Source organism: Pseudomonas sp. 2024-210 (assembly GCF_045062345.1).
Classification (GTDB): domain Bacteria; phylum Pseudomonadota; class Gammaproteobacteria; order Pseudomonadales; family Pseudomonadaceae; genus Aquipseudomonas.
Genome location: NZ_JBJGEJ010000003.1, coordinates 436,280 through 446,584 on the forward strand (window position 1 = coordinate 436,280; position 10,305 = coordinate 446,584).

The 10,305-nt window shown below is 54.7% G+C and carries 11 protein-coding genes; 2 read left to right on the forward strand and 9 right to left on the reverse strand.

The genetic code is table 11. The annotated features are described in order from the left end of the window. Positions 1 to 8: 8 nt before the first annotated feature. From ACI7MX_RS06705 to ACI7MX_RS06745, 9 genes are all read right to left on the reverse strand, one after another. Complete coding sequence (locus tag ACI7MX_RS06705; protein ID WP_314491226.1) at positions 9 to 329, reverse strand: DUF2388 domain-containing protein; 321 nt, start codon at positions 327 to 329, stop codon at positions 9 to 11. A 26-nt stretch (positions 330 to 355) separates the two neighbouring features. Beyond that, complete coding sequence (locus ACI7MX_RS06710; RefSeq protein ID WP_314491223.1) at positions 356 to 649, reverse strand: DUF2388 domain-containing protein; 294 nt, start codon at positions 647 to 649, stop codon at positions 356 to 358. A gap of 102 nt (positions 650 to 751) precedes the next feature. Then, positions 752 to 1,069 carry a DUF2388 domain-containing protein gene (locus ACI7MX_RS06715; RefSeq protein WP_314491220.1) on the reverse strand — a complete coding sequence of 106 codons (318 nt, stop codon included), beginning with the start codon at positions 1,067 to 1,069 and terminating at the stop codon, positions 752 to 754. A 300-nt stretch (positions 1,070 to 1,369) separates the two neighbouring features. Continuing rightward, positions 1,370 to 1,585 (reverse strand): DUF1127 domain-containing protein, encoded by a 216-nt coding sequence (locus tag ACI7MX_RS06720; protein ID WP_122783566.1) that lies wholly within the window; start codon positions 1,583 to 1,585, stop codon positions 1,370 to 1,372. A gap of 316 nt (positions 1,586 to 1,901) precedes the next feature. After that, positions 1,902 to 3,392: an acetyl-CoA hydrolase/transferase family protein gene (locus tag ACI7MX_RS06725; RefSeq protein WP_314491215.1), complete on the reverse strand. Its 1,491-nt coding sequence runs from the start codon at positions 3,390 to 3,392 to the stop codon at positions 1,902 to 1,904. Between the two features lie 181 nt (positions 3,393 to 3,573). Beyond that, positions 3,574 to 5,010 carry an NAD(P)(+) transhydrogenase (Re/Si-specific) subunit beta gene (locus ACI7MX_RS06730; RefSeq protein WP_314491212.1) on the reverse strand — a complete coding sequence of 479 codons (1,437 nt, stop codon included), beginning with the start codon at positions 5,008 to 5,010 and terminating at the stop codon, positions 3,574 to 3,576. Further along, positions 5,007 to 5,330 carry an NAD(P) transhydrogenase subunit alpha gene (locus ACI7MX_RS06735; RefSeq protein WP_048381665.1) on the reverse strand — a complete coding sequence of 108 codons (324 nt, stop codon included), beginning with the start codon at positions 5,328 to 5,330 and terminating at the stop codon, positions 5,007 to 5,009. The genes ACI7MX_RS06730 and ACI7MX_RS06735 overlap by 4 nt, the downstream gene beginning before the upstream one ends. Before the next feature lie 11 nt (positions 5,331 to 5,341). Then, positions 5,342 to 6,463 (reverse strand): Re/Si-specific NAD(P)(+) transhydrogenase subunit alpha, encoded by a 1,122-nt coding sequence (locus ACI7MX_RS06740; RefSeq protein ID WP_314491207.1) that lies wholly within the window; start codon positions 6,461 to 6,463, stop codon positions 5,342 to 5,344. 436 nt (positions 6,464 to 6,899) lie between these two features. Further along, positions 6,900 to 7,796, reverse strand: coding sequence for a LysR family transcriptional regulator (locus tag ACI7MX_RS06745; RefSeq protein WP_405583896.1), 897 nt, complete (start codon positions 7,794 to 7,796; stop codon positions 6,900 to 6,902). A gap of 157 nt (positions 7,797 to 7,953) precedes the next feature. Here ACI7MX_RS06745 and ACI7MX_RS06750 point away from each other — a divergent pair, with 157 nt between their 5' ends. Both ACI7MX_RS06750 and ACI7MX_RS06755 read left to right on the forward strand, forming a co-directional pair. Further along, complete coding sequence (locus ACI7MX_RS06750; RefSeq protein WP_122783571.1) at positions 7,954 to 9,135, forward strand: acyl-CoA dehydrogenase; 1,182 nt, start codon at positions 7,954 to 7,956, stop codon at positions 9,133 to 9,135. 14 nt (positions 9,136 to 9,149) lie between these two features. After that, positions 9,150 to 10,305 (forward strand): CaiB/BaiF CoA transferase family protein (locus ACI7MX_RS06755; protein WP_405634560.1); only part of this gene is annotated, 1,156 nt, incomplete at its 3' end.

A 10,305-nucleotide genomic window follows, 5' to 3' on the forward strand; every position in this document is an offset into this window, starting at 1 on the left:
TATCGGCCTCACAGTGCGAGGATGGCTTCGGCGAGTGCTTGGTCGCTGGCGTTGCGAGCCTCAGGTACACGGTCGCGCAATGTATTAAAGGCTGACTCCAACTGTACCCCGCGAATCTCGCCTTTGCTGGCTACGAAAGTGGCGGCGTCGTCGTGGGCTTCGCGCACGACCTTCGAGTCGCGAATGGAGGTGGTGGTGTCAGAGGTGAAGTCGATGGTACGACCAAAAGCCCGAACAATGATGTTACTGGTCTGCACAACGGTCTGCGCGTGTGCGACTTCCGCGAGCAGCAACAGGCCAAGGGTGGCAACAATTAAAGGGCTACGCATGAAACTTCTCCAGAAAACACGGGTATTTATTGGACGAGAATTGCTTGTGCCAGTTCAAGGTCACTGGCATTCAATTTTGGCTGAGTAGTGTGCAAATAGTGCAAGGCGGATTCCAGCTTTGAGCCGCGACATGTGCCATCAGTGGCAACAAAGACGGCGGCATCGTCCTGGGCGGCACGTATTAGTTTTTGATCGAAAGGCGCAGAAGTCACTTTGCTGGTGACGTATGCACTGAGCACCACATTCTGGGTGGTCAGATCGAAGGCGAAGGCTGATGGAATGCAGCAGAGTATGAATAGGGGCAGTAAGAAAAAACGCATGGCTCTCAAGGCTGTTTAAATGAGGCTCAAGGCTAGCAGTAGAACCAGTAAGGCGTAAGGTTAAGTAGCCGCAGCGTTTAGCCGCGGCTACAACTTACAGAATCAGATCGTCAGAATCGCCTGAGCCAGTTGTGCGTCAGTGGCTTGCAACTGAGGTGCTTGCTGACGGATGAATTCGAACGCGCTCTCAAGTCTCACGCCGCGAACGCCCCCTTCGCTGGCCACGAAGCTGGCGGCATCGTCACGGGCAGCACGGACAATCTTGTTGTCACGAAACGAGCCTGTAGCATCGGAGGTCAAGTCTGTCGTTTGCTTGAGTGTGCCCACGATAGCGTCTGTGGTGACGATAAAGCTGGAGGCGTTGGCGCCTGCGGCCAGGGTCAATAATGCTGCGGCGCTGAGAAGGCGAAGAGTGGGCATGGTGAAACTCCAGAACATGAGCTTATTAGAATAGGCAACTTCAACTCGAATAGTAGGCGTACACCTGCGCATAGCAAAGATAGTTTTACTTTTTGCTGTAGGCAATGTGCTCTAGATCAGCCATTACGCAAACTGTACTTGTGCCATTTCAATAAGTATAAAACTGTACCTGTCGTGGATTATCTCACCGTATGGGCTCCCCAAAACGACAAAACCCGTCAGCGGTTACCCGCGACGGGTTTTGTTTTTTCAATTCAGGGTGCTGGCTGTGGACCGGTGGTCAGGGCCAGCGAGCGCTGTTTAGCGCCAGAACGGCTTGCTCAACTCTTCGTAGCGTTGTGCTTCGCTAATCCCGGCGTCAGCCAGAAGACGCGAGTCCAGACGGGCCAGTTGATGGCGGCTGGAGATACGGCGCTGCCACAACATCAGGTTGGCAAGTACGCGCAGAGGCATTGAAGCCTGGGTGTTTACAGCATTGCTTTCGTTGAACAGATCGGAACTGAGTGTACGTTCCATGTCGGCATCCTTCCGCTTGTGGCGGCATTGGCTAGTGGTTTAACTGATGCCAATGATCCTCCTCTATGTCCAGACTCAGTAGATACAGTTCATCTGTATTGCAATGGGCCAGTTAACTGTTTACGAGTGCTGTATGGCTCCAAATGGGCACAACTGTACCTGTCTGCACTTGTTTGGTGCGAAATTGGGATTTTATGAAGGTTTTGGGGGTGTTCTTCTGCGGAATGGACCAGTACAGCAGTACAGTTTTTGACGGTAACCATAAAAAAGCCGCTGCAAAAACAATGTTTTTGTCAGCGGCTGTCTAGAACAGGTGTTACGGCAACATTTTCCCGGTTTCTTCCAGATTGATGTGCCAGCTCAGTGCCTCACGCAGGATATGCGGTGTGTGTCCGCCGATGGCGCAGGCCTTGGTGAAGTAATCGTTCAACGCATCGCGGAAGTCCGGGTGCACACAGTTGTCGATGATGACGCGTGCGCGCTCACGCGGTGCCAGGCCACGCAAGTCGGCCAAGCCTTGTTCAGTCACCAGGATATCCACGTCATGCTCGGTGTGGTCGACGTGGCTGACCATGGGTACCACGCTGGAAATGGCACCTGCCTTGGCAATCGACTTGGTGACGAAGATCGCCAGGTGTGCGTTACGGGCAAAGTCCCCCGAGCCGCCGATGCCGTTCATCATCCGCGTCCCGCAAACGTGAGTGGAGTTGACGTTACCGTAGATGTCGAACTCCAGCGCCGTGTTGATACCAATAATGCCCAGACGACGAACCACTTCTGGGTGATTGGAGATCTCTTGTGGGCGCAGGACCAGTTTGTCTTTGTAACGCTCCAGATTGCCGAACACGTCCGAGTTACGACGTTCCGACAGCGTGATGGAACTGCCCGATGCGAAGCTCATCTTGCCGGCGTCAATCAAGTCGAAGGTCGAATCCTGCAGCACTTCTGAGTACATGGTCAGGTCTTCGAACGGCGAGTCGATCAGGCCGCACATCACCGCGTTGGCGATGTTGCCGATACCGGCTTGCAGTGGCCCCAGTTTGTTGGTCATTCGCCCGGCTTCAACTTCTTGCTTGAAGAAGTTGATCAGGTGGAAGGCGATACCGTCTGTTTCGCTATCAGGCACGGACACAGTAGACGGGGAGTCCGGCTTGTTAGTGATAACGATGGCGACGATCTTTTCCGCCGGGATTGGAATGGCAGTGCTGCCAATACGGTCATCGACCTTCACCAACGGGATCGGCGTACGGGTCGGGCGGTAGGTCGGAATGTAGATGTCGTGCAGACCTTCCAGATTCGGATTGTGCGCCATGTTGATTTCGACGATTACCTGCTTGGCGAAAATCGCGAAGCTGGCGGAGTTACCTACCGATGTAGTCGGGACAATATGACCCTGTTCTGTAATAGCAACGGCTTCGATAACCGCGATGTCCGGCAACTTGAGCTGATTATTGCGCAGTTGCTCAACGGTTTCGGACAGATGCTGGTCGATAAACATCACTTCGCCAGCATTGATGGCTTTGCGCAGAGTGCTATCTACCTGAAACGGCATGCGACGCGCCAGAACACCGGCTTCGGTCAACTGTTTGTCGAGATCGTTACCCAGGCTGGCGCCCGTCATCAACGTGATTTTCAGTGGCGACTTCTTGGCGCGCTCGGCCAGTGCTTGCGGGACGGCTTTGGCTTCGCCGGCACGGGTGAACCCGCTCATGCCGACGGTCATGCCATCTTGGATAAGGGCGGCGGCTTCTTCGGCGCTCATGACCTTATCGTGTAGGGAGTTCAGACGAATACGTTCACGGTACATGGATTGTTATCTCGAGGAACGGAAGCAAGATGCTCAGTCTATTCATTTTCAAAGCCCCACGTCCCGCTACCATGGTCGAATGTCTGGGGCGGGGTAGAGCCTTTGGTCGGCATCCTGCTGGAAATAAAAAAACCCCGGTAATTTTAGCGCCGGGGTTTTCAGTGTTGAAGAGGCGAGGATGTTACTCGACCGCTTTGACCATATCTTCAATAACTTTTTTGGCGTCGCCGAACACCATCATGGTTTTATCCAGATAAAACAGCTCGTTATCCAGACCTGCATAGCCGCTGGCCATGGAGCGTTTGTTGACGATGACGGTCTTGGCTTTGTAAGCCTCAAGAATTGGCATACCGGCAATCGGCGATTTCGGGTCGTTCTTGGCCGCCGGGTTGACCACGTCATTCGCGCCCAGCACCAGAACCACATCAGCCTGACCGAATTCGGAGTTGATATCTTCCATTTCGAACACTTGATCGTAAGGCACTTCTGCCTCGGCCAGCAGCACGTTCATATGGCCAGGCATCCGGCCCGCAACCGGGTGAATCGCGTACTTAACGGTCACGCCGCGATGGGTCAGCTTTTCGGTCAGTTCTTTCAGTGCATGTTGTGCCCGCGCCACAGCCAGACCGTAACCCGGAACGATAATGACCGTATCGGCGTTAGTCAGCAGGAAGGTTGCGTCATCTGCTGAACCGGATTTTACCGGGCGTGCTTCTTGTGCGCCTGCCGGGCCGCCCACGTCGGTTGCACCACCAAAGCCGCCAAGGATCACGTTGAAGAACGAGCGGTTCATCGCCTTACACATGATGTATGACAGGATCGCGCCCGAAGAGCCGACCAACGATCCGGCAATAATCAGCATCGAGTTGTTCAGCGAAAAACCGATACCGGCCGCTGCCCAGCCCGAGTAGCTGTTCAGCATCGACACCACGACCGGCATGTCAGCGCCGCCAATCGGGATGATGATCAGCACGCCCAGTACGAACGCCAGAGCCAGCATCAGGGCGAACGCAGAGAGGTTGCCGGTCAGCATAAAGGTGATGCCCAGGCCGAGAGTGACCAGCCCCAAGACCAGGTTCAGTTTGTGTTGACCACTGAATTGCACGGGAGCGCCTTGAAACAGGCGGAACTTGTATTTGCCCGAGAGCTTGCCGAACGCAATCACAGAGCCTGAGAACGTAATCGCACCAATGGCCGCACCCAAGAACAGTTCCAGACGGTTGCCTGCAGGGATGGCGTCGCCCAAATGCTTAACGATGCCCAACGATTGCGGCTCGACGACGGCGGCGATCGCAATGAAGACCGCTGCGAGGCCGATCATGCTGTGCATGAAGGCAACCAATTCTGGCATTTTGGTCATTTCGACACGTTTAGCCATGATCGAGCCGGCTGTGCCGCCGACCAGCAGGCCGACAATCACGTAACCAATTCCCGCCGTGGCCATTTCCGCGCCCAGCTTGTAGATCAGGCCGACGGTGGTGATAACTGCCAGGCCCATCCCTAGCATGCCGAACAGGTTGCCGCGGCGTGAGGTGGTGGGGTGTGACAGGCCTTTGAGGGCCTGAATGAAACAAATGGATGCGACCAGATAAAGAACAGTGACCAGGTTCATGCTCATGACTTACGCACCTCTTCTTTGGCTTTAGGTGCTTTTTTCTTGAACATTTCCAGCATGCGCCGGGTGACCAAAAATCCACCAAATACGTTAACGGCGGCCAATGCCACCGCCAGAGTGCCCATGGTTTTACCCAGTGGCGTGACGGTCAATGCGGCGGCCAGCATGGCGCCCACAATCACGATGGCGGAGATGGCATTGGTGACGGCCATGAGCGGCGTGTGCAGCGCAGGGGTGACGTTCCAGACCACGTGATAACCCACATAAATGGCCAGCACGAAGATGATCAGGTTATAGATACCGGGGGAGATGAGCTCTTCCATTGTTTTTGTCCTCAGCCGTTTTTGCGCACGACTTGACCGTCGCGGCACATCAGGCACGCAGCGACGATGTCGTCTTCAAGGTTGATCTGGAACTGCCCTTCAGGTGTGAAGACCAGCTTGAGGAAATCCAGCAGGTTGCGGGCATAGAGCGCAGAAGCGTCTGCGGCAACCATTGCCGGCAGGTTGGTGTAGCCGACGATGGTCACGCCATGCTCAACCACAACCTCATCTGCAACTGTTAGCGGGCAGTTGCCACCTTGAGCGGCGGCTAAATCGATCACGACGGAGCCGGGCTTCATTTGAGCGACGGTTTCTGCACTCAGTAACACGGGAGCCTTGCGACCCGGGATCAATGCCGTGGTGATGACAATATCGGCCAGCTTGGCACGCTCATGTACGGCCTGTGCCTGGCGCTGCATCCAGCTGGCGGGCATTGGGCGTGCATACCCGCCTACGCCGACAGCGCATTCACGCTCTTCATCGGTTTCGTAAGGCACGTCGACAAATTTGGCGCCCAGAGATTCGATTTGCTCTTTTACAGCAGGGCGTACGTCTGATGCCTCAATCACTGCGCCCAATCGCTTGGCTGTCGCAATTGCCTGCAAGCCGGCAACACCTGCGCCCAAGATCAAGACGCGAGCGGCTTTTACCGTCCCGGCCGCTGTCATCAGCATTGGCATAAAGCGCGGGTAGTGGTGAGCGGCAACCAGTACGGCTTTGTATCCAGCAATGTTGGCTTGGGATGACAGCACATCCAGACTTTGCGCGCGGGAAGTCCGAGGAGCGGCCTCAAGGGAGAATGCTGTGATGCCATGCTCGGCCAGTTTAGCAATGGTTTCATTGCTGAACGGGTTGAGCATGCCGATGAGCACGGTTCCACTGTTAATGAGGGCAAGTTCGCTGTCATTGGGGGCGACGACTTTCAATACCAGCTCGGCGCTATACGCCTCTGCTGCACTGCCAATGGTCGCGCCGGCGGCTTCATAGGCGCTGTCAATCACGCTGGCGTTAATGCCGGCGCCACGTTGAACAGTCACCTTATGGCCTTGGCCGATCAGCTTCTTGATGGTTTCCGGGGTTGCAGCAACCCGCGTTTCACCCTTCTGGGTTTCGAGAGGAACACCGATGTGCACGTCATATCTCCTGCGTGATCTTTTATAAGAAAGCCAGCGCACTGCGGATGGTGCGTCTGGGGCGGCCGATCAGCACGGTCCCTCTTTAATTTAGGAGGGGCGCCGCATAATGCAGGCGATTTTTTAGCCCTTCAAGAACTTATGGAGGATGACGGCATCTTTACTACAAGTCATGCCGTGACCGAATGTCGCAACGAATCGCTGTAGGCCTTTAACTACGCGGCTCTTGGCTTTAATAAATGAATTGGTGTGTTTTTTCACATTTCTTTTAGTTATCGCTGCATAACTTTGAGAAATACCCCTGTAAGCCACGTGGTTACTGGTCTTCAGCAATGTCGAGCTAGACATTGGTATTGAATGCTGATATGCGACATTTACTTATATATGTAGTGTGTTTTTTATGTTCACTACCTAATTTATCTGGACGATGTATCTTTTAAAGCGGGCTGTAAACAGCAGCTTGTTTGATCAGCCAGTCTCGGAAGGCGTCCAGTGACGCGGACTCTATTTTCCTTTCCGGGATTATCAAGTAATACCCCTTGTTACTGAGCAAGCTGAGCTCATGCGCAATCACTAAGCGTTTCTCAGTCAGTTCGCGCTGGATCAGAAAGGGTGGGATCAGGGCGACTCCCATTTGATGCATGGCCGCCTGTGCAAGCATCGAGAATAGTTCATAGCGCGGACCTGTCATGTCGCGAGGCACATTCATGTCTTGTGCGTTAAACCACTGACGCCACGCATAGGGGCGGGTGGTCTGTTGCAATAAGGGGAGGTTGGCCAGCGCTTGTGGGCTGAGGCTTTGCTGGTCCCCTAGCAGTGAGGGATGGCAGACGGGGACGGGGTTTTCGCTCATCAGGCGGTAGGAAGATGTACCGGACCAATCTGCATCGCCAAAGTAGATGGCGGCGTCAAAGTCGGTGTCGGCGAACAGGAAGGGGCGGGTGCGATTGGTAAGGTTGACCGTGACATCCGGATGCTTGAGTTGGAAGTCTTTAAGGCGTGGTAGCAGCCATTGCGTTCCGAAGGTCGGTACAACAGCCAGCTCAATGGCGTTGGCACCTTGCTGGCCCATGATCGAAAGCGTGTCGCGCTCGACTGCATCAAGTTGAGTGGCTACTCGTCGACTGTAGGACAAACCCGCTTCGGTCAGTTTTACCCCGCGCTTGGAGCGTCTGAACAGCTCCACACTCAGAAACTCTTCAAGGTTGGCAATTTGTCTGCATATGGCGCCTTGAGTAAGAGAAAGCTCGTTGGCAGCCTTGGTAAAGCTTTCGTGGCGGGCCGCTGCTTCAAAGCTGATCAAGGCAGTTGTGCTGGGGATTTTTCGGCGCATGTACGGCTTCCTCACAAAAGGTCGTCAGATATGGCTTTATTGTTTGTTATGGAGTGAGAAATTATCACAAGGCCGTGCTGAATCCTCGTTTGTCCTTCTATATAGAGGAATCTAGGATCGAGTGACGATATTCGATCTATTTTGCGAGGGTTCACTCATGGCGGGTAAGGCTAGTTTCAACTGGATTGATCCACTTTTGCTCGACCAGCAGCTCACTGAAGAAGAGCGCATGGTGCGTGACAGCGCCGAGCAATTCGCTCAGCACAAGCTGGCACCGCGCGTACTTGAGGCTTTCCGTCATGAGAAGACCGACCCTGCGATTTTTCGCGAGATGGGTGAGACGGGCTTGCTCGGTGCAATGATTCCAGAGCAGTACGGTGGCAGCGGTCTTAATTACGTCAGTTACGGATTAATTGCGCGTGAGGTCGAGCGTGTTGATTCGGGTTATCGCTCGATGATGAGCGTGCAGTCCTCTTTGGTCATGGTGCCGATCAATGAGTTCGGTACTGAAGCGCAGAAGCAGAAGTATCTGCCTAAGTTGGCATCGGGCGAATGGATTGGGTGTTTTGGTCTGACAGAGCCTGATCACGGTTCCGATCCTGGGGCGATGGTGACTCGTGCGCGCAAGGTGGACGGAGGCTACAGCCTGACCGGCGCCAAGATGTGGATCACCAACAGTCCTATCGCTGATGTGTTTGTGGTGTGGGCCAAAGATGACGAGGGTGATATTCGTGGCTTTGTGCTGGAAAAGGGCTGGAAAGGTCTGAGCACGCCGGCGATTCACGGCAAGGTGGGTTTGCGTGCATCAATCACCGGCGAGATCGTGATGGACAATGTGTTTGTCCCTGAAGAGAACATCTTCCCGGATGTGCGAGGTCTCAAAGGGCCTTTTACCTGCCTGAACTCCGCTCGCTATGGTATTGCGTGGGGGGCATTGGGAGCCGCTGAATTCTGCTGGCACACCGCGCGTCAATACACGCTGGATCGCAAGCAATTTGGGCGGCCTTTGGCAGCTACGCAGTTGGTGCAGAAGAAGCTGGCAGATATGCAGACCGAGATCACGATGGCATTGCAAGGCTGTCTGCGCTTGGGGCGTATGAAAGATGAAGGTACGGCGGCAGTTGAAATTACCTCGATCATGAAGCGCAATTCCTGTGGCAAGTCGCTGGATATTGCCCGTATGGCGCGGGACATGCTGGGGGGCAATGGGATTTCTGATGAGTTTGGTGTGGCACGGCATCTGGTCAATCTCGAGGTGGTCAATACCTATGAGGGAACACATGACGTGCATGCGTTGATTTTGGGGCGCGCGCAGACCGGCCTTCAAGCGTTCTATTAATAGGAGCGCAGCGCATGGGTGCTTTATCGCATTTGCGGGTGTTGGATTTGTCGCGGGTATTGGCCGGGCCGTGGGCGGGACAGATCCTGGCGGACTTGGGTGCTGAAGTGATCAAGGTCGAGCGCCCGGGCAATGGTGATGATACGCGTGCCTGGGGGCCTCCGTTTCTACAGGACGCTAATGGCCAAAGTACGGGTGAGGCGGCGTATTACTTGTCGGCCAATCGTAATAAGCAGTCCGTCACTATCGACTTTACCAAGCCTGAAGGTCAGCGATTGGTGCGCGAACTGGCTGCGAAGTCGGATATCGTCATCGAGAACTTCAAGGTTGGAGGGCTTGAGGCATATGGATTGGACTATGCATCGCTTAGTGCGCTGAATCCTGAACTGATTTACTGCTCTATCACCGGGTTTGGCCAGACAGGTCCTTACGCTAAGCGGGCGGGTTATGACTTCATGATTCAAGGCTTGGGCGGGCTTATGAGCCTGACTGGGCGGCCTGAGGGTGAGGAGGGGGCCGGTCCGGTCAAGGTAGGGGTTGCACTCACGGATATTCTGACCGGGTTGTATTCAACTGTCGCAATACTGGCTGCGCTGGCTCATCGTCAACATGATGGTGGTGGGCAGCATATCGACATGGCGCTGCTAGATGTTCAAGTGGCGTGTCTGGCGAATCAGGCGATGAATTACCTGACAACAGGCGTTGCGCCGCAGCGCCTTGGGAATGCGCACCCGAATATCGTGCCTTATCAGGATTTTCCTACTGCGGATGGCGATTTCATTCTCACGGTGGGTAACGACAGTCAATTTCGTAAGTTCGCGGCGGTGGCTGGGTGTGCGGAGTGGGCTGACGATCCGCGGTTCTCCACTAATAAGATGCGAGTTGCCAATCGTAAGGAGCTGGTGCCACTGATACGCCAGGCTACGGTTTTTAAGACGACGGCTGAATGGGTTGCGCAATTAGAAGCTGTTGGCGTGCCTTGTGGGCCGGTCAATGATTTGGCTCAAGTGTTTGCGGATCCTCAAGTGCAGGCTCGGGGGTTGGCTTTGGAGTTGCCTCATCTATTAGCAGGGCTGGTGCCGCAGGTAGCCAGTCCGATTCGTTTATCGAAGACGCCGGTGGAGTATCGCAATGCTCCTCCTTTGTTGGGGGAGCACACTGGGGAGGTGC

Bases quoted from the DNA above. Each gene is read 5' to 3' on its own strand.
- ACI7MX_RS06750 (WP_122783571.1), top strand. From the start codon at position 7,954: ATGGCGGGTAAGGCTAGTTTCAACTGGATTGATCCACTTTTGCTCGAC.
- ACI7MX_RS06710 (WP_314491223.1), bottom strand. From the start codon at position 649: ATGCGTTTTTTCTTACTGCCCCTATTCATACTCTGCTGCATTCCATCA.
- ACI7MX_RS06705 (WP_314491226.1), bottom strand. From the start codon at position 329: ATGCGTAGCCCTTTAATTGTTGCCACCCTTGGCCTGTTGCTGCTCGCG.
- ACI7MX_RS06715 (WP_314491220.1), bottom strand. From the start codon at position 1,069: ATGCCCACTCTTCGCCTTCTCAGCGCCGCAGCATTATTGACCCTGGCC.
- ACI7MX_RS06730 (WP_314491212.1), bottom strand. From the start codon at position 5,010: ATGAGCATGAACCTGGTCACTGTTCTTTATCTGGTCGCATCCATTTGT.
- ACI7MX_RS06745 (WP_405583896.1), bottom strand. From the start codon at position 7,796: ATGCGCCGAAAAATCCCCAGCACAACTGCCTTGATCAGCTTTGAAGCA.
- ACI7MX_RS06735 (WP_048381665.1), bottom strand. From the start codon at position 5,330: ATGGAAGAGCTCATCTCCCCCGGTATCTATAACCTGATCATCTTCGTG.
- ACI7MX_RS06725 (WP_314491215.1), bottom strand. From the start codon at position 3,392: ATGTACCGTGAACGTATTCGTCTGAACTCCCTACACGATAAGGTCATG.
- ACI7MX_RS06720 (WP_122783566.1), bottom strand. From the start codon at position 1,585: ATGGAACGTACACTCAGTTCCGATCTGTTCAACGAAAGCAATGCTGTA.